This window comes from Pseudomonas sp. 18058, assembly GCF_902706155.1.
GTDB classification, from domain to species: domain Bacteria; phylum Pseudomonadota; class Gammaproteobacteria; order Pseudomonadales; family Pseudomonadaceae; genus Aquipseudomonas; species Aquipseudomonas rustica.
In genome coordinates this window covers 68917-87544 of sequence record NZ_CACSJY010000008.1, presented here as the reverse complement: position 1 = coordinate 87544, position 18628 = coordinate 68917, and the positions used below count along the sequence as shown (strand labels likewise).

At 57.5% G+C, this 18628-nt stretch carries 21 protein-coding genes; 12 read left to right on the top strand and 9 right to left on the bottom strand.

Going from position 1 to position 18628, the window contains the following annotated elements; genetic code table 11:
* Positions 1-3: 3 nt before the first annotated feature.
* Positions 4-1797 (bottom strand): DUF1302 domain-containing protein, encoded by a 1794-nt coding sequence (locus GVL50_RS06585; RefSeq protein WP_159812178.1) that lies wholly within the window; start codon positions 1795-1797, stop codon positions 4-6.
* 747 nt (positions 1798-2544) lie between these two features.
* On the opposite strand from GVL50_RS06585, the gene GVL50_RS06580 reads away from it, so the two are divergent.
* From GVL50_RS06580 to GVL50_RS28940, 3 genes are all read left to right on the top strand, one after another.
* On the top strand, positions 2545-5067 hold the full coding sequence (locus tag GVL50_RS06580) for an S-type pyocin domain-containing protein (protein WP_256671829.1): 2523 nt from the start codon (positions 2545-2547) through the stop codon (positions 5065-5067).
* Entirely contained in the window at positions 5067-5327 is a 261-nt protein-coding gene (locus GVL50_RS06575; RefSeq protein WP_053117206.1) for a hypothetical protein, read from the top strand. Before GVL50_RS06580 ends, GVL50_RS06575 begins: the two co-directional genes overlap by 1 nt.
* A 403-nt stretch (positions 5328-5730) precedes the next feature.
* Entirely contained in the window at positions 5731-6354 is a 624-nt protein-coding gene (locus tag GVL50_RS28940; protein ID WP_256671828.1) for a hypothetical protein, read from the top strand.
* 48 nt (positions 6355-6402) lie between these two features.
* Here GVL50_RS28940 and GVL50_RS06565 read toward each other — a convergent pair whose 3' ends face one another.
* The 5 genes from GVL50_RS06565 to GVL50_RS06545 all read right to left on the bottom strand — a co-directional run bounded on the left by GVL50_RS06565 (position 6403) and on the right by GVL50_RS06545 (position 10396).
* Positions 6403-7314 carry an SDR family oxidoreductase gene (locus tag GVL50_RS06565; RefSeq protein WP_159812177.1) on the bottom strand — a complete coding sequence of 304 codons (912 nt, stop codon included), beginning with the start codon at positions 7312-7314 and terminating at the stop codon, positions 6403-6405.
* A gap of 202 nt (positions 7315-7516) precedes the next feature.
* Positions 7517-8419, bottom strand: a complete 903-nt coding sequence (locus GVL50_RS06560; RefSeq protein WP_159812176.1) for an alpha/beta fold hydrolase — start codon at positions 8417-8419, stop codon at positions 7517-7519.
* Entirely contained in the window at positions 8419-9201 is a 783-nt protein-coding gene (locus GVL50_RS06555; protein ID WP_008084971.1) for a class II aldolase/adducin family protein, read from the bottom strand. Before GVL50_RS06555 ends, GVL50_RS06560 begins: the two co-directional genes overlap by 1 nt.
* A gap of 132 nt (positions 9202-9333) precedes the next feature.
* Positions 9334-10020: an LrgB family protein gene (locus tag GVL50_RS06550; protein ID WP_053117198.1), complete on the bottom strand. Its 687-nt coding sequence runs from the start codon at positions 10018-10020 to the stop codon at positions 9334-9336.
* On the bottom strand, positions 10010-10396 hold the full coding sequence (locus GVL50_RS06545) for a CidA/LrgA family protein (RefSeq protein WP_159812175.1): 387 nt from the start codon (positions 10394-10396) through the stop codon (positions 10010-10012). Before GVL50_RS06545 ends, GVL50_RS06550 begins: the two co-directional genes overlap by 11 nt.
* Before the next feature lie 97 nt (positions 10397-10493).
* On the opposite strand from GVL50_RS06545, the gene GVL50_RS06540 reads away from it, so the two are divergent.
* The gene (locus GVL50_RS06540) at positions 10494-11381 is read left to right on the top strand and encodes a LysR family transcriptional regulator (RefSeq protein ID WP_159812174.1); all 888 of its coding nucleotides are present in this window, start codon (positions 10494-10496) and stop codon (positions 11379-11381) included.
* Here GVL50_RS06540 and GVL50_RS06535 read toward each other — a convergent pair.
* Positions 11371-11826: a flavodoxin gene (locus GVL50_RS06535; protein ID WP_053117192.1), complete on the bottom strand. Its 456-nt coding sequence runs from the start codon at positions 11824-11826 to the stop codon at positions 11371-11373. The two genes, GVL50_RS06540 and GVL50_RS06535, sit on opposite strands and share 11 nt — an antisense overlap.
* 153 nt (positions 11827-11979) lie before the next feature.
* Here GVL50_RS06535 and GVL50_RS06530 point away from each other — a divergent pair, with 153 nt between their 5' ends.
* Together GVL50_RS06530 and GVL50_RS06525 are read left to right on the top strand one after the other, a co-directional pair.
* Positions 11980-12456 carry a PAS domain-containing protein gene (locus GVL50_RS06530; RefSeq protein WP_159812173.1) on the top strand — a complete coding sequence of 159 codons (477 nt, stop codon included), beginning with the start codon at positions 11980-11982 and terminating at the stop codon, positions 12454-12456.
* 54 nt (positions 12457-12510) lie between these two features.
* Positions 12511-13116 (top strand): hypothetical protein, encoded by a 606-nt coding sequence (locus tag GVL50_RS06525; protein ID WP_053117187.1) that lies wholly within the window; start codon positions 12511-12513, stop codon positions 13114-13116.
* A gap of 3 nt (positions 13117-13119) precedes the next feature.
* Here GVL50_RS06525 and GVL50_RS06520 read toward each other — a convergent pair whose 3' ends face one another.
* The gene (locus tag GVL50_RS06520; RefSeq protein WP_159812172.1) at positions 13120-14079 is read right to left on the bottom strand and encodes a MerR family transcriptional regulator; all 960 of its coding nucleotides are present in this window, start codon (positions 14077-14079) and stop codon (positions 13120-13122) included.
* Between the two features lie 210 nt (positions 14080-14289).
* Between GVL50_RS06520 and GVL50_RS06515 the strand changes: the two genes are divergently transcribed.
* From GVL50_RS06515 to GVL50_RS06490, 6 genes are all read left to right on the top strand, one after another.
* Entirely contained in the window at positions 14290-14859 is a 570-nt protein-coding gene (locus GVL50_RS06515; RefSeq protein ID WP_159812171.1) for an antibiotic biosynthesis monooxygenase, read from the top strand.
* A 160-nt stretch (positions 14860-15019) separates the two neighbouring features.
* Positions 15020-15730 (top strand): dihydromonapterin reductase, encoded by a 711-nt coding sequence (gene folM, locus GVL50_RS06510; protein ID WP_159812170.1) that lies wholly within the window; start codon positions 15020-15022, stop codon positions 15728-15730.
* 21 nt (positions 15731-15751) lie between these two features.
* Positions 15752-16312: a GTP cyclohydrolase I FolE gene (gene folE, locus GVL50_RS06505; protein WP_053117179.1), complete on the top strand. Its 561-nt coding sequence runs from the start codon at positions 15752-15754 to the stop codon at positions 16310-16312.
* The gene (gene folX, locus GVL50_RS06500) at positions 16313-16684 is read left to right on the top strand and encodes a dihydroneopterin triphosphate 2'-epimerase (RefSeq protein ID WP_159812169.1); all 372 of its coding nucleotides are present in this window, start codon (positions 16313-16315) and stop codon (positions 16682-16684) included.
* A gap of 98 nt (positions 16685-16782) precedes the next feature.
* On the top strand, positions 16783-17079 hold the full coding sequence (locus GVL50_RS06495; protein WP_053117177.1) for a DUF1244 domain-containing protein: 297 nt from the start codon (positions 16783-16785) through the stop codon (positions 17077-17079).
* Entirely contained in the window at positions 17072-17410 is a 339-nt protein-coding gene (locus tag GVL50_RS06490) for a HopJ type III effector protein (RefSeq protein WP_159812168.1), read from the top strand. Before GVL50_RS06495 ends, GVL50_RS06490 begins: the two co-directional genes overlap by 8 nt.
* A gap of 214 nt (positions 17411-17624) precedes the next feature.
* On the opposite strand, the gene trxB is transcribed toward GVL50_RS06490, so the two are convergent.
* Positions 17625-18587, bottom strand: coding sequence for a thioredoxin-disulfide reductase (trxB, locus tag GVL50_RS06485; RefSeq protein WP_159812167.1), 963 nt, complete (start codon positions 18585-18587; stop codon positions 17625-17627).
* Positions 18588-18628: the final 41 nt, after the last annotated feature.

Genomic DNA, 18628 nt, shown 5'->3' with positions numbered 1-18628 from the left:
AGATCAGAAGTTCACGCCGAAGCTCAGGGCCACGAAGTCACGGTCTTCGAGGACGTTGTAGTCACCGCCAAAAAAGTCGGTGTAACTGAGGCTCGCGGTGTAGGTGTTGCGGTAGTCGGCATCGACGCCGACGCTGATCGCTTTCGCGCCTTCGTTGAACAGGCCGTTGGGCCCGTAACCGGCGACGTCATGCGACCACGACAGGTTGGGTTTGAAGTTGATCCCGCCGACCACGTTGGCGTAATCGAGAATCGCCCGGGCGCGGTAGCCCCACGAGGTCGAGGTGACAAAGCCGTCGGTGTCGCCACCGAAACCGTACTGGCCGTACACCGAATCGCGGCCATAACGCAGCTGACTGCGCGACTCCAGACCACCGACGTGCACCACCGCCGCTTCGCCGACCACGGTCAGACGTTCAGCGCCCAACACCTGATCGAAGAAGTGCGTGAGGGTGCTCTGCACTTGCGTCACTTCTTTACGGCGATAACCTTTGTTGTCCGCGCCCGGCGACGTCGCCAGTGGCGAGGCCGCACCGCCGGCAATCGGGTTGAGCAGCGCCAGCGTCAAGTCGTTGGTGTTGACCTGCACCGGCGCGTTGGGCCGGTAGCTGATCTCGCCAGTCCACGCGGTGCCGGTCGGTAAGGTGGTGGAGAAACTCGCGCCGTACAGGCGAATGTCTTCCGGGTATTCGAGGTAGTACTGACCGCGTCCAAGCATCACGCTCTGCGCCAGCCCCGCACCGCTGCCCGGCGCCAGACCGTTGGCAATGCCGACCATGCCCGGCAACGCCGCCAGCGTCGAAAGCCCCGCCGTGGTGGTGCCCACCGTTGGCGTGCGGCTGTGATAGTTCATGAAATAGAGGCCGTACTCGGTATCGTCGCCGAGCCAGCGCAGCGCCGTGCCCCACTGCCCGGAATCCCGCGCATCGCGGTCGCCGCCACGGGGAATCACCACCCCTTCGCGAGTGACCTGAATGCCCTGACCGAATGCCTGGGTCAACGGCACAAACGGTGCAATCGCTGGACTGCCGACGGTGTAGCCGTTGTTGCAACCATCCGCCGCCACGTCAACACCGAAGAACGTGCCGCAGTTGTCGAGAACGGTCTGATCCCACTCCAGTTGATAGAAACCCTCGACCGTCAGTTGATCGGTCAGACCTTGCGAACCGAACAACATGTTCACCGGAATCAGGCCTTCCTTGATCTCGGCACCGGGACGGCGAAACGCGGAAACGTCGACCGGGTTGATGCTGTTGATCGAGTTGCCGATGAAGGTACTTTCGCCCCAACTCACCACCTGCTTACCCGCGCGCACAGTGCCGGGCAAATCAGCGATGGAATAGTTGTGATAGACGAAGGCATCGAGAATCTGCGCGCCGGAAGACTTGGCGCCTTCCTTGCGACCGCTGTCGCTGATCTGTTTGAACTCGCGGTCTTCGTCCTTGAGCTCGAAGTCGTACCAATACTTGCCGCGCACAAACACCCCGGTGTCGCCGTACTTCAGTTCGAGGTCGTGAATGCCTTTGAAGATTTTCGAAAAGGTATCGCCTTTCTTGAAGTTCAGGCGCCCGTCATCACCCGTGGAAGATTGCCCGGTACCGCCGTTGACCGTGCCGACCAGCGACTTGTCGGCATCGCGCATGCCCCAGCTCGCCCCGATCGACAAGGACGAGTCGAACGTCCCTTCGATTTCGCCGATGTTGAACGAAACCGCCTGCGCCTGGGCACAGCAACCCAGAGCCACCGCAGCGGCCAGCGCTTGCGGTGTGAAGATGGCGCGCATTGTTGTTTTTGTCATGCGTCTTCCCCGGTGAGTGACAGAAGGCCCCACCCTACTGCCGCCACCACCGGACGATAAGCGCACCAAGGAGGTATTCACGCTGTCGCTCGAAAGGATGAATGCCCGCACAGCACGGGGCTTTGCGCGATCCATGAGTGAGCTGGATGGACGATCATCAGCGCAGCGCATGGTGCATGCCGGGACACAGCGACTGTTGCATGCTCCGCAATAGTGCATGTCCGGAATCGCTATTTTTCCTACAGGCCGAACTGCTTATTCTGAGCGGGCTTTCACGGGATACGCCGAAAAGCGCCAAAGCACTGGCCATGAGCAACGCTGGCCATTGCTGACAGATTTCAGATGAATCGACGTGTTCGGTTTATCGCCCCGGTGTTCACTGACGTTGATTTGTAGCTCCTTGATCCAACGTCTTACCTTGGCCGCTGCGTTTGCAGCGGCCTTTTTTATGGGCGCTGCATTGATCAGATCCTACAAGGCGCTGAGCTAACTACCGCGGCGCACTGTAAGAAATTTCCGCATTCCTACTAATCCTACATATTCATTAACAAAATCTGTCTCATCGCTTCCCAGACTCTCTTTGTCGTACCAGAAGTTTCCGACAACACACTAAGCCCATTCCTAGAAATTAATCACTTAGCATAAACATACCTGCTCACATCATTGGCGCAGGCTTGCAGCTTTACGCTTGCGACTAATGCCGCACAGCCAAAGCTATTTCGATGCCGCATTTAAAAAGGAATTTAAATGCAACGACCACCACAAGATAATTTTCCGGCTATCCATACTGTTGGACAAGCCCCGGAATGGATGACCCCGATTACCACTCATTCACGCCCTCGCGGCAGTGGCATGTTCGGGAACGGTACCAACACTCAACTCCACCAGGTGGAAACATCTGTCAGAACTCAAGAAGTAAAAAGACAAGTCCAGCAGGAATTTGAAACCAAGTCACAAGCACTGCCGGTTAATCTGGAAGCAGAAATTGCAGCCAATAGATCACTGCTGCCTGCTTCATCGATATCAGCCGTTCAGGCGTGGCAGAGAGAAGTAGATATAAGGGAAACATTACGCGCTCGAAAGACCGTCGAACTACAGCAAAAAAACATTACTGCGAATGCTTTTTTCGGCAGTGACCCGAGAGATAAATCATTCACCGACTTCGTTCGTAAAGCGACAACCATCGACAAGCTAATCTCGCCCGGCGCTCGCTCGACACAACTCTGGGAGCAATCCTATCTCGCGGCGCATGAGGCCCAGCTTCTATCTAAATCGATTGCCCTGCTACACCAGCAAGCGATGAATGCACAAAGTTACTTGAGGGCCGCACAGGCTGATGAGCACGCAAGGAATGCGGCGATGGCCGAGGCAGCTCGAGTGGCAGCCGAAAACGCCCGGATCGCAGCCGAGCAGCAACGGCAGAGAGACATTGCCGATGCGGCCCGCAGACAGGCGGAACACAACAGAGCGCAGGAGCAGGCAAGACTTGCTGCGGTCGCAGAAGCTCAGCGCCTGGCCGCTGAACGAGCACGTATTGCAACGCAGCAACAACGGCAGAAAGACCTTGCTGAAGCTGCACGCAGACAACAGGAAGAACATAGAGCGCGCGAACAGGCACGACTCGAGGGTCTGGCCAACGCCGAGCGCGCTCGAATTGCTGCTGAACAGCAACGCCAGAGAGAACTCGATGAAATAGCTCGCAAAGAGCAGGAAGAGGAGGAAGTCAGAGACCAAGCAGAAAGAGAAGAATTGAGAAAACTTTACAATGAATTAATCGAAAATGCGGCGCGTGAAAAGGCTAAGGCTCGAGCTGATGCTTTGGCATTGAAAACAGCGCTTGCCAGAGCGCAAGTCGATGCAGAAGCAGCCGCACAGTTTTTCGCTGTGGAGCAGGCTCGTCTTACTGCAGAAATGGAGCAGCGAATCGAGCAAATAAAGTCCCGACTGGAAGCCGAGCAGCGACGTCAGGAAACTCTCGACGGCGCCATCAGAACCGCTACATCTGTGGCTCAACAGCAAGCTCAATTGGCAACGCAAAAGATCAATCAGCAAAGAGCAGCGAAGTCGCAAGCGGAGGCCGATGAACGAGATGTAGAAGAGCCTCGGCAAATATCGGAAATTCACACCGTTTACCCAGCCTCCGGAGCGCTGGCTGTCAGCCGGCCGGTTTTCTCGTTCGCATCAAGTGCAGTTCGCCTGCCCCCTGCGACGACGACCTCGATTCTCAACGCTATGAGGTCAGGGCTTTTGACGCTGACAACGGCGGGAACTGCTTTGATAGCTCCAGCAGTTGTCGGTTTCGCGGCACTGCTGATGCCATCGCGCTTGGGTAACGGTGATCGATTCACGCTGAGCGTACCGTTTGCCGAACTTTCTTCAGAAACGCCCGAGACATTGCGCGAAATCGCCGACCGACAAGGAACACTCGATCTACCCGTTGGATTGGGAATTCGATCTTTTGGCCCCGGCGCTGAAGTATTCGTCACGACTACCGACGACTTCCATGTGCGCTCAAGTGTTCTGGTGTTGAACGCTGCATACGATTTATTAAATGACGTGTACGAAGCCGTTCTGCCGGATTCTCCAACTGATTTCCTTACCTGGACGCCCGCCCACTCACCGGGTAACAGCTCTACTGCATCACCCATTACGGAAACAGATACGCCCGCCTACTCGGGAGCCGCCATTATCCCGGTTAGAGGGCGACTGGATATAAATCCGATTCTGGTCGAGGGGTGGGAACGATTCATTATTGTGTTCCCTGATGACTCAGGGATTGCTCCGCTTTATGTGGTGTTCAGCAGTCCATACGAGGGAGCAATCCAAGAAGGAGAGCACAGCACCCGAAAGTTCAATCCGGAGAAAATTGGATTACCGATTATTCTTTCTCATTGGGGTTCTGCAATTGCAACACCGGAAGGAGTTTTTACGGTGGAATCCCACACCCTGAAATTCCCAAAATCAGCTGCAAACGAAATCATGGTCGACAGGTTATATAAAGTTCTTCAAGGGGAGCTTGAGATGACCGACACAGATAAGCGTTTTTACACACATGAAATCAGGGAATTTGAACGACTCAAAGCCATGGGGTATGGCGACAATGAAATGCCCGACAAAGACTCTCCCGTATGGAACAACGTGCATGCTGCGACCTTGGAAGACTATCAATTGAGAGACGATCCGGCTTTGCTCTACACACCGGAAGCTCTGGAAGCCGATGACCTACAGCAAGAGCGCGAATATCAGAAGTTACTCAAGGAGATGTGGTAATGAGCACCATTGAGCAAATCGTAAAAAATGAATCTTTGGATGACATCGTCACCGTATTCTCGCTGTTCAACGCGAATCCGCATCTGGACATGATGATCAGACGTTATAACCGAGAGCTGATCTCCGAATACGGAGCTTTGGAAATGGCATACGCGCGCCTTCTTGCTGCTGGTGTATTGGCACACGGCGACAAAGGCTTGGCAGCCAAAGGCCCAAACTGGAAAGCCCCAAAATTCATGATAGAAAACAGATACTCCTAACCGGACCATCAAGCCTGAGTTTGATGGTTCTTTTCTCAGAACGAAGACTTCTGTAAATGCGCCATCAATTGTCCAAGCGCCTCCATATTTATCTCAAAGATGCGCTCACTGACTTTTGATTTTTAGCTCCTTGATCCAACGTCTTACCTTGGCCGCTGCGTTTGCAGCGGCCTTTTTTATGGGCGCCGTTTTGCCCACCTCTCCTGCATTCATCAGGAAGTTTTCCCATCAGTTGTAGGAAATCTCTTTTTGACCCGCTGATGCCAAGCTTTAATTCAGGGCTAAAGATTATTCATACAAATACGCGCGTCATTACTGACGAACGATGCAGATATGTCTGTTCAAAAGCTGATGTAGGTTAATCGCTCCGAAAAATCCGAAAAACTTGCAGCGAGTAAAACGAATGTTGGAACAAGATTTTGTTAAAGCCGCAGAGACTAAAATCGAAAGAAAAGGATCTGCTGCCGACCTCATCATGCTTGCGCGTCTTGATGCCATCCTGGAGTGCAAGCTTGCGATGACCGACACCGATCGCCGGTACTATGCGCATGCGATTCGAATGATGGAGCGATTCAGAGCGATGGGGTTTGCTGACGACTACATTCCCAAAAGCAATCCGTCGCTTTGGAATAACGTCCATTCGGCCACGCTTGAAGATTTCAAACTGGGTGACGATGAGGCATTGCGCTACACCGCCGAGGCGATTGACGCTGCGAAAAAACAGGAACTGGAAGCATTTGAATGTGTCAGCGGAATCAAGAGTTCGCCTGCAAAACTCGAGCAGGCTGTCAGGCAAGAAAATCTCAGGGATTTGTTATCAGTGTTGGCAATCGGTTTGGCATTTCCCGCCCTCGATACACTGTTCGGGCGTTATCGATTTGAAGTCATTGCGCGCGGTGAACTGTGTAAAACATACGAGGAATTATTTCATGAGGGCGTATTGGCTGAGGGCAAAGAGGCTATCGCCATTTCGGGCCCAAATTGGAAACTCCCGGAATTCATAATTGATAAACGGTACGAGGAATAAAAGAAAGAGCCTCGCCACGTCGAGAACGCAGCGAGGCTAAAACGTCCCTTACAGCGAATACTTCTGCAAATTCGCCATCATTTCCTTCAGCGCTTCAATATTGTCTTTCGGATGCGCCGCCCCTTCGAAATCACAAATCTGCTGCCAATGCGCCGCGACATCTTCCGGCGAGAAACCTACTCGCGGATCAAACCCGGCACCAAGGCTACGCTCCCAACGCACTTTGCCCATCCAGCCGCCACCGACTTCGAACAGTCCAGAAGTCTCTTGGCATTGCTCGCTGGCCAGGTACACCACCAACGGGCTGACCAGTTCCGGTTTGAGTTGTTCGAACACTTGCGGCGGGATCAGGCCTTCGGTCATGCGCGTGCCGCCAGTTGGGGCGATGGCGTTGACGAGGATGTTGTTTTTGCGGCCTTCGATGGCCAGGGTGCGGGTCAGGCCGTAGAGGCCGAGTTTGGCCATGCCGTAGTTGGACTGGCCGAAGTTGCCGTAGATGCCCGAAGTTGATGCGGTGAAGATCACGCGACCGTAGTTTTGCTCGCGCAGGTGCGGCCATGCGGCGCGGGTGACTTTGTAGGCGCCTTCGACGTGGACGCGGTAAACCAGATCCCAGTCGGCGTCGTCCATTTTGTGGAAGGTCTTGTCGCGCAGGATCCCGGCGTTGTTGACCACCACGTCGACACGGCCGAAGACGTCGAGGGCGTTTTGCACGAGTTTGTCGCCGTCGGTGACCGAGTCGTGGTTGGCTTCGGCGGTGCCGCCGGCTTCACGGATTTCGGCGACGACGCGGTCGGCAGCGGAGGCATTGGCGCCTTCGCCCTGAGCCGAGCCGCCGAGGTCGTTGACCAGCACTTTCGCACCTTGTTTGGCGAACAGCAGTGCGTGGGCGCGGCCAAGGCCACCACCGGCTCCGGTGACGATCACGACTTTATCTTCGAAACGCACAGACTCATTCATCGAGGCAACTCCAGCAGGCCAATGGGACATTGAGTCCGAGTGTCAGGCACGGGGCGTGGTGTCACAACGAACAGGGCTGGGGCTGAATAGTGTGCGATAAGGTTGGGGGATAGTCAGGTTTGAAAAGCACAAGATCGCAGCCTTCGGCAGCTCCTACAGGGGATCGGTGTAGGAGCTGCCGAAGGCTGCGATCTTTTGATCTTCAGGAACAGGCCACTTTGCGCGGCGGCAGCACCTGACGCTCGCGAAATTCCAGATAGTGCTTAAGCACCTGCACCGGCGCTTCGGTTTGCGGGTAGTGACCAATGCCCGGCAACAGCACAGCGTCGGCATCAGGAATCAGCTCGCAATAACGCTGCACCATGTGTGCACCAGAGATCGGATCGACTTCGCCATCAATCACCCGCAACGGGATTTCACCGCGCTGCATCGCCGCGACCCAACGATCACGCTGCACCCGACGCTCCGGTATGTAGCTGATCAGTTTGTGCATGATCCGTGGCCCGCGATTGCTGTCGACCAGGCTCCAGAAATCATCCATCTCGCTCTCGGTCGGCCGGGTATTCGGCCCAAAGATCTGCCGAAAACTTTTCACCAGTGCATCGCGTGTAAACGCGCGGCCGATCATCCAGCCCAATGGGCTGAGCAGCAGTTTCTGCATCAACACCGGCCGATGGGTTTCCGGAAACAGGCCACCATTGAGAAACACGCAACTGGCGATTTCGAGGCGGTCTTCGTAATGCCGGGCCAGCAGTTCTTGCGCAACGCTGTCGCCGTAATCATGCGCCAGCACATGCACCGGTTGCTCGACCTGCAGATGCGCGAGCAATGCCTGCTGCAAATCCGCCTGTTCCAGCAAGCTGTAGGTGTGGTTGATCGGCTTGGCCGAATCGCCGAAACCGAGCATGTCGCAGGCAATCACCCGATAACGCTGGGCCAGTGGCTGCCACAGGTAATGCCAGTCCCAACTGGCGGTCGGGAAACCGTGGATCAGCAGCAGCGGCTCGCCCTGCCCCGCCGTCCAGTAACGGATCGGCTGACCACGAAAGACAAACGTCCGGCTGCGTTTACGCCAGACACACAGAGGAATCTCGGCAAGTGGCATTAGAGTTTATATCCGGGGTCTTGTTTATCGAGTTTGCGCAGCAGCGCCGGCCAGGCCAGCGCGCCACCCATGCCTTGAGCACTTTTGGTGACGCCGGCGATCATCGCTTTGGCGCCTGCCAGAATTTGCGGTTCGATAGCGATGAGTTCAGCGCCACCGGTTTGCGCCATCACCTGAATGTCGCAGGCGCGCTGGAAGGTGAACATCATCAAAAAGGTGTCGGCGATGGTGCTACCACAGGTCAGCAGACCGTGGTTGTGCAACATCAGGAAATTGTTTTCGCCGAGGTCGGCCTGCAAGCGCGCTTTCTCTTCGTGGTTCAGCGCCACACCTTCGTAGGCGTGATAGGCCAGGCTCGACAGCACGAACAACGATTGTTGGCTGATCGGCAACACGCCCTGCTTTTGCGCCGACACCGCGACACCGGAGGCGGTGTGCGTGTGCAGCACACAAACCACGTCGTGCCGCACTTCGTGCACGGCGCTGTGGATGGTATAGCCGGCAGGATTGATTTCGTACGGGCTGTCCATGAGTTTGTTGCCGGCCTGATCGACCTTCACCAGGCTCGACGCGGTGATCTCATGGAACATCAGACCAAACGGATTGATCAGGAAGTCTTCGGTGCCCGGCACCTTGGCGGAAATATGCGTGAAGATCAGATCGTCCCAGCCATGGGCGGCGACCAGACGATAACAAGCGGCGAGATCGACACGGGTCTGCCATTCCGCAGCACTGACCTGGTCTTTGACGTTAAGGGACGATTGGACGGGGGCTACGCTCACTGTATGCACCTCTGCGTTCTTATTGTTCTGCAACGTGTGAGCAGTCTAGTCAGGTGCAGGCAATCACGTAGTTGCATTGGCAGCCAGCTTGATGACTGACCGGGTCAGTCGTGCAAACAGCTTGGATCCATGTCAAAGCAACGACGCCAACAAAGGTGCGGCAAACAGATTGAGCAACCCGGTGAGCACCATCACCAGCCCGGCGACAGAGCCTTCTTCACCGCCCACTTCATGCGCGCGACTGACCCCGGCACCGTGCGCGCCGACGCCGAACAACGCGCCACGCGCCAAGGCACTGCGCAGCGGCAACCACTTCAACAGCACGCCGCCGAGCATCGCGCCGAACACGCCGGTGAACATCACGAACACCGCGGTCAGCTCCGGCACACCGCCGAGGTTTTGCGCGAGCGGCATGGCGAACGGCGTGGTGATCGAACGCGGTACCAGCGACATCGTCACCGAACTGTCGAGCGCCAATGCCTTGGCCAAGCCGAACGAGGTGCCGATCGATGCCGCACTGCCCGCCACCATGCCGAGCATCAGCGCCGACCAGTGCCGCATCAGCAATCGGCGTTGCTGCCAGATCGGCACAGCAAACGCGACGGTCACCGGGCCGAGTACCAACATCAGCCAATGGGTGTTGCTGGAATACTCGGCATAGGCGGTGTGCAGCGGCACGGCGAGCGCCAACAACAGCGCCGGCACCAGAATCAGCGGCGACAACACATAGCGTCCGGTGCGCCGATAAATCCAGCGGCTGAACAGGTACGCCAGCAAGGTGAAGGCGAGCCAGAACATCGGCATCCATTCAAGCTTCATGGGAACGCCTCGCGCGCACGGCCAATTCCACGGTGAATGCGGTCACCAGCATCACCATCAAGGTACTGGCGGCGATCACCAGCAAAATCCGCCAGCCGTCATCGCGCAGCAACGTGCCGTAATCGAGCAGGCTCATCAGCGCCGGGATAAAGAACAACAGCATTTCGGCCATCAACAAGCCCGCACCCAATTGCAGCGCCGCCGGTTTGACCCAACCGAATGCGAAGGCCAGCAGCAACAGCGCCATGCCGATCACGCCGCCAGGAATCGGCCAGGCCAGCCACGCGGCGAGTTGGCAGCCTAGCAGGTAGAGACCGAGTAACACGGCGAGTTCGACGAAGAGACGTGAAAGATGTTTGAAGCGGGCGGCGTTCATGAGATTGGCTCCTTACAGAAGCCTATTTTACGAAGTGACCTGCCATCCCCGAAGCGAATTGTTAGACTCAAAGCCATTCCAAAACGGAATCAGGCATATGAAATTCAAACAGCTGCGCAGCTTTGTCGAAGTCATGCATCAGGGCGGTTTCACCCAAGCGGCGAAAACCCTGCACATCAGCCAATCAGCGGTGAGCAAACAAGTCGCGCAACTGGAACAGAGCCTCGGCACGCCGCTGCTGGAACGCCTCGGTTCACAGTTGCGCCTCACCGCCGCCGGCAGCGTGGTCTTGCAACGGGCCGAAGGCATGCTGCGTTTACGCAACGAATTGCTGGTCGAACTGGACGATCTCAGTCATCTGGCCCGTGGCGAGTTGCGCCTCGGTCTGCCGCTGTTGGGCAGCGATGCTTTGTTTGCCGGGCTCTTTGCTGAATATCGCCGGCGCTATCCAAACATCAGCGTGCAGTTGCTCGAGGGCGGCAGCCGCAACATCGAGCAAGCCGTGCTCAACGGGGAATTGGAATTGGGTGGCAGTTTGTTGCCGAAGGATCCGCAGTTCGACTGTCAGCCGTTTTGCGATGAGAAACTTGATGCGTTGCTGCCGATCGATCACCCGTTGGCGGATCGCGGCGAGATCGGATTGGAGGAGCTCGCCGATACGCCGTTCCTGCTTTATCAGCGCAGCTTCGTGCTCAACGATCGTTTGCTGCAGGCGTGCCAGCAAATGGGCTTTACGCCGAAGGAAGGCGGGCGCAGCGGTCAGGCGGATTTTCTTGCGGCACTGGTGGCCGCCGGGCAAGGCGTGGTGTTGTTGCCCAGCGTGGTGGCGCGCGGGCTGGTGCGGCCAGGCGTGGTGCGCCTGACCTTGCGTGCGCCGGACTATCTGCGCTGGGACATCGCGTTTATCTGGCGTCAGGGCGCCTATTTGTCGAATGCCGCACAGGCGTGGCTGGCACTCCTGCGCGAGCGGCCGATCAGCCCTTGAGCGCGTCGATCAACTGCGCCAGCCAAGGCTCGGCGTCGGTTTCCGGGGTCACGCTCTCGCTGGCGTCGATGCGCAGCATCTCCAGCACTTCACGCACGCCCAGTTCGCCGAACAGTTCACGCATTTGCTCGCCGCCACCGCAGAAGGTGTCGCCATAACTGGCGTCGCCCAAGGCGATGACCGCGCCCGGCAAACCGCGCCACGCGGCTGGCAGTTGATCGCGAATGGTCGAATACAACGGTTGCAGGTTGTCCGGCAACTCGCCCATGCCAGTGGTCGAGGTTACCGCGAGGAACGCTTCCGGGCCGAACGCTTGAATGTCCGCCAGGCTGGCGCGCGAGTTGTAGAAGGTTTCAAAGCCAGCGGCTTTCAACAGGTTCTGGGCGTGGCGGGCGACTTCTTCGGCGGTGCCGTAAACCGAACCGGAGAGGATGGCGACTTTCATCAATCTGATCCTGAAACTGAAAAAATGAGCGGCGATAGTAGCAGTCCGAGCCGCAAAGCTGCGATTGGATCTCAACTGGCGATAATGGCCAGTAGACAGCGCTGACGGTTTATCTAGAATGCGAACCCTCGGCCATTCTGAACGGACTCACAGATGATCAACGCCAGCCTGCTGCAAATGGTGATCAACGCCTCCAACGATGGAATCGTGGTAGCGGAAAAGGAAGGCGATCAGGACACCATCCTGATTTACGTCAACCCCGCGTTCGAACGGCTGACCGGCTACAGCAGTGAAGAGATTCTCTATCAGGACTGCCGCTTTCTACAGGCCGGAGACCGCGCCCAGGCCAGTCTGGAGCGGGTTCGCGAGGTGCTGCGCAACAATGGATCGTGCCGGGAAATCCTGCGTAACTATCGCAAGGACGGCACACCGTTCTGGAACGAACTGTCGCTTTCGACGGTAAAAAACGCCGATGATGGGCTGACTTACTTCGTCGGTGTGCAGAAAGATGTAACGATTCAGGTCAAGGCTCAGCAGCGTGTTGCGCAACTCGAAGAGGAGGTCGCGACACTGAAAGCACAGCTGGCAGAACTGAAAGCGACGAACGGCGCAAACAAATCAGCGAACTAATTGTCATTAACTACAATCACCAATGACTTTGTAACTATATCTTTCGAGCTAGCCATGCAACGCGACGCCCTCCTCACTCAGGATGAGCTGGATTTCATCCAGACCATGCAGCACAACCCGCAACTCAATGTGCGGGATGCGACGTCGAGTCTGCTGGTTAATGGCGGTTCGCAGATCCGTGATTTGCTCACGCGCCTCGCCGCTCACGAACAAGTGACCATTCAGGCCAACTTCGAAAATCAGCAAATGACTTTCCCGCTGCACCTAGTGGAAGACGAGTTCCACGCGCTGCATTTGCGCCTCGGCGTGCCGAGCATTTACGAAGACGGCCCGATGGTGCGGCCATGGCGCCTGGCGCTGGACGAGCCGGTGGCGCTGGAAAACGCCAATGGCCAACCAGGGACGTTGTGGGTACATGAGGTGTCGCACAAAGGCGTGTTGCTGGAAGTGCGCAACAAGACCAAACCGCCGAAGCATTTCGCTCTGTGGTTCAGCCCTTCAGGCTATGAGCGAATTTCCCTGCGCGGCAATTTCGAGCGTGAGACCGACAAAGGTTTCTTCGCCTACGAACTGAGCCAGACCGATGCCGATGAAACCGAGCGCCTGCGCCAGTTCATTCTGCAACAACATCGCCTGACCCACCCTGCCCTGCACACCTGAGTCTCAGGTATCGAGTTTGCCCGCGAGATATTGCGTCAGCCGCTGACGCATGGTCGCGCCTTCATTGCCCAGACAACCGATTGACGATCCGGCCAGAGTTTCCTCTGCCAGATCCGCCGCATCCCCCGCCAGCAACACCTGACAATCCAGACTCAGCGCCAAACGGTTCAAACGCCGTGGCAGTTCGACGGCCGGTGCGTGATTGGAAAACAGCACCAGTGCCTGCGGTTTGATCTTTTCGCAGACCAGCGTCAATTCATCGAATGGCTGACCGGTCGTCAATACCCGAACACCCGCATCGCTGCTGCTCAAAAACAGCGCGGCCACCAGCAACTCCAGTTCACGGCACTGACCGGCCAATGCGCTGACGAGAATCTTGCGGGGCTGCGTGGTGCGTAACGCGATGATTCGTTGCAGTACGCGGGTTCTAAGGTAGCCGTCGTAGAACAGCCATTCGCTGGTGTGTCCGAAGGCGTCCTGCCCCAGCAGCAATTGCCGCCACAGCGGCAGCAGGATGTCCTGAAAAACCACGGGCAGCGAATAAGAAGAAAAAATCTGGCCGTAGACTCGATCCAGTTCAAGATCGTCGAAGGCGCTGATCGCACGCTTTACCTGATGCTGCCACTGCTGGTAATCGGCCTGCACCTGATCATCGGAAATGATGTGCGACAGTGCTTTTAGCGGTTCGGTCTTCGCGAGGATTTTGCCGACCTTGCTCACGGAGACGCCACGATCGATCCACTCGACAATGCTCCGAACGCGCTCGATTTCGGTCATTGAATACAGCCGATGCCCACTTTCGGTGCGCGTCGGTTCGATCAAACCGTAACGTCGCTCCCAGGCACGCAGCGTGACCGGGTTGACGCCGGTGAGTCGGGACACTTCACGAATGGGAAAGAGGTCTTCGCGCTCGAGCGCGTCAGACGCCCGTGAAACAGGGCTCAGCTCCGTGATGACAGGCATAGTGCGCTCAACGTCCTTGTAAAGTGATTGGATCCATTCTAGCTGCAATGCCCCCTAAAGGTAAAAGCGATGAACTGCGACGAAAGTCTCTGGTTAAATCGCGAAATTCAGGAATAATCCTTGCTTGGCAATAAACGCGGGCCTCTACCCCGGCGCGCGTCTGGCGAAACTCCTACCCGGAGTGCCGCGAACGAAATACGGAGATACACAATGTCTACTTCACCCGTCACGCTGATGGTCGCGCGTCGCGTCGCCGATGGTCGCTATCAGGATCTGATTGCCTGGTTGCGCGAAGGCGAACAACTGGCCACCGACTTTCCCGGTTATCTCGGCTCTGGCGTGCTCGCTCCGCCGCCCGGTGATAACGAATTTCAAATCATTTTCCGCTTCGTCGATGAACAGACTTTGCATGCGTGGGAGCACTCCGCCTCGCGCACGGCATGGCTGGATCGGGGCAGCGATCTGTTTGCCCATCCGAAGGAACATCGCGTCAGCGGCATCGAAGGCTGGTTCGGCGCGGCCGGTCAACGTCCGCCACGCTGGAAGCAGGCTGTGACGATCTGGCTGGCGTTCTTTCCGGTGTCGATGTTGTTCAACTTCGTGCTTGGGCCGTTGCTCGGCGAAATGAGCCTGCTGCCGCGGGTGTTTATCAGCACGCTGTGCCTGACGCCATTGATGGTTTATTTCTTTATTCCGCTGTCGACGCGGTTACTGGCCAATTGGTTGAACAGCGCGCCAGTTCGACGTGTACCAGCCGAGCCAGTATCCCAAAATCGCTGATATCTTTGTAGGAGCAAGGCTTGCCCGCGAAAGCAGCGTGTCATTCAGCATTGAAGGTGCCTGACACAACGCTTTCGCGGGCAAGCCTTGCTCCTACAAAAGCGCAAAGCAAGCCGTGTCGCTGTTATAGTTTTTGCTCCCACCGCGATGCGAGCCGTTCATGTCCACTTCCGCAGCCCCGATCCTCATCACCGGCGCCGGCCAGCGTGTCGGTCTGCACTGCGCGCAGCGTTTGCTTGAAGACGGTCATCGCGTCATCTTCACCTACCGCACCGAACGTCCCGGCGTACAAACACTGCGCGATTTGGGCGCCATCGGCCTGTTCGCCGACTTCTCCAGCGAAGCCGGGATTCTCGCCTTCATCAGCGAACTGAAAAACCACACCGACAGCCTGCGCGCCATCGTGCACAACGCCTCCGAATGGCTCGCCGAAACCCCGGGCAGCGAGGCCGAAGCCTTCACGCGCATGATCAATCTGCACATGCTCGCGCCCTACCTGATCAACCTGCACTGCGCCGATTTGTTGCAACGCTCGACGCCCGCCGACATCATCCATATCAGCGACGATGTCACGCGCAAGGGCAGCAGCAAACACATCGGCTATTGCGCCAGCAAAGCCGGGCTCGACAGCCTGACGCTGTCCTTCGCCGCGCGCTATGCGCCAGCAATCAAGGTCAACGGCATCGCGCCGGCCCTGCTATTGTTCAATCCCGACGACGACGCGGCGTACCGCACCAAAGCGCTGGCTAAATCGGCGCTGGGCATCGAACCCGGCAGCGAAGTGATCTACCAGAGCCTGCGCTATCTGCTCGACAACCCTTATGTCACCGGTACGACCCTGACCGTCAACGGCGGGCGGCACGTCAAATAACGCCTAGCTGCGAGGATGTCCATGAGCCTTTCCCTGCCCGAAAACTACCGTGAAATCCTCATCGGTCTCGGCGAAAATCCCGACCGCGAAGGGTTGCTCGACACCCCGGTGCGCGCGGCCAAAGCCATGCAATACCTGTGTCACGGTTACGATCAGAGCGTCGAGCAAATCGTCAACGGCGCGCTGTTTGCTTCGGACAGTGACGAGATGGTGATCGTCGCCGACATCGAGTTGTACTCGTTGTGCGAACATCACCTGCTGCCCTTCATCGGCAAGGCCCATGTGGCTTATATTCCGACGGGCAAGGTGCTGGGATTATCGAAGATCGCACGGCTGGTCGACATGTTCGCCCGACGCCTGCAGATTCAGGAAAACCTCACCCGGCAAATCGCCGACGCGGTGCAACAGGTCACCGATGCCGCTGGGGTCGCCGTGGTCATCGAAGCCAAACACATGTGCATGATGATGCGCGGCGTGGAAAAACAGAATTCGACGATGAACACCTCGGTCATGCTCGGCGCCTTCCGCGAGTCGAGCAACACCCGTCAGGAGTTCCTGCAATTGATTGGACGGAGCAAGTAAATGCTACAACTTCAACCGGGAATGGCGCGCATCCGGGTCAAGGATCTGCGCTTGCGCACCTTTATCGGGATCAACGAGGACGAGATCCTCAACAAGCAGGATGTGCTGATCAACGTCACCATTCTGTACGCCGCGCAGGAAGCGGTGCGTGACAACGACATCGATCACGCGCTGAACTACCGCACGATCACCAAAGCGATCATCGCTCACGTCGAGGGCAACCGTTTTGCGTTGCTCGAACGTCTGACGCAGGAACTGCTCGATCTGGTGATGAGCAACGGTTCGGTGCTGTACGCCGAAGTCGAAGTCGACAAGCCGCATGCGCTGCGATTTGCCGAATCGGTATCGATCACCCTCGCGGCAAGCCGCTGAGCTTCAAGCTTCCAGCTGCAAGCGTTAAGCTACCGCCACCCACAATCCAAACTTGCAGCTTGAAGCTCGCCGCTTGAAGCTGTCTCGAAGAGACCTCCATGAACGAGCAACAACGCCTCGAACTCGAAGCCGCCGCCTTCCGCCGGCTGGTCGCCCATCTGGACAGCCGCAAGGACGTGCAGAACATCGACCTGATGAACCTCGCCGGGTTCTGCCGCAATTGCCTGTCGAAGTGGTACAAGGCCGAAGCCGACGAGCGCCAGATCGACGTCAGCCTCGATGACGCCCGCGAAGTGGTTTACGGCATGCCGTACGCCGAGTGGAAAGCCCAATATCAGCAAGAAGCCAGCGCCGACCAGCAAGCGGCGTTCGCCAAAGGAAAAACCCATGAGTGACCTGAACACCCTGCGCGCCAGCCTGAAAAGCGGCGAGCACGCTTTCGCCGACACCCTGGCTTTCATTGCTGCCGGTTACGACTACCAGCCGCAAGCCTTCAACAACGGTGGCGTGGAAAACGCCGCCGGGCAGAACGAAGGTTCGTGCAAGACCTTGGGCCTGGCGCTGCTGGAAGGCCTGAGCGATGAAGAAGCGCTGCTGGCGTTTGGCGAGCATTATCGCTCGGTAGTGGCGACGCCTGAGGGCAGCGATCACGGCAACATTCGTGCTTTGATCAAACACGGTCTGGCCGGTGTGACATTCACCGCGCAACCCCTGACCCGCCGCTGATCAAGATCAAAAGATCGCAGCCTTCGGCAGCTCCTACACCGTGATCGTTCCCACGCTCCGCGTGGGAATGCAGCCGGGGACGCTCCGCGTCCCATCGGACGCAGAGCGTCCAGATGAGGAATTCCCACGCAGAGCGTGGGAACGATCATCACGTGGCTGAATCTGCGGGCACAAAAAAACCGGCCAATATGGCCGGTTTTTTTATGTCTGCGATTTAGAACGAAGCGTTCTGCAGACCGTCCAGGTAACGCTCGGTGTCGAGTGCCGCCATGCAACCGGCGCCGGCCGAGGTGATGGCCTGGCGGTAAACGTGGTCAGCCACGTCACCGGCGGCGAAGATGCCTTCGACGCTGGTCGCGGTAGCGTTGCCGTCACGGCCGCCCTGCACCACCAGATAACCGTCTTTGAGGCTCAACTGGCCTTCGAACAGCGAAGTGTTCGGGGTGTGGCCGATGGCGATGAACACGCCGTCGACGGTGATTTCGTCGAAGCTGCCATCGTTGTTCTTCAGACGCGCACCGGTCACGCCCATGTTGTCGCCCAGGACTTCGTCCAGGTTAGCGTTCAACTTGAGGATGATCTTGCCTTCAGCGACGCGAGCGTTGAGCTTGTCGATCAGGATCTTCTCGGCGCGGAAGGTTTCGCGACGGTGAATCAGGGTCACGGTGCTGGCGATGTTGGCCAGGTACAGTGCTTCTTCAACCGCGGTGTTGCCGCCGCCGACCACAGCGACTGGCTTGTTGCGGTAGAAGAAACCGTCGCAGGTTGCGCAGGCCGAAACGCCTTTGCCCATGAACGCTTCTTCCGACGGCAGGCCCAGGTAACGAGCGCTGGCGCCGGTGGCGATGATCAGGGCGTCGCAGGTGTAAACCGCGCTGTCGCCGGTCAGGGTGTAAGGCTTGGCAGCGAAATCCACAGCGTTGATGTGATCGAAAACGATCTCGGTTTCAAAACGCTCGGCGTGCTCGCGCATGCGCTCCATCAGGGCTGGACCGGTCAGGCCGTGAACGTCGCCCGGCCAGTTGTCGACTTCGGTGGTGGTGGTCAGTTGACCGCCGGCCTGCATGCCGGTGATCAGCAGTGGCTTGAGGTTGGCACGGGCCGCGTATACCGCAGCGCTGTAACCGGCAGGGCCGGAACCGAGAATAATCACTCGCGAATGACGGACTTCAGACATGACCTGCTCCTGTTGACCGGGCCGAAAAAACTGGCACGGAT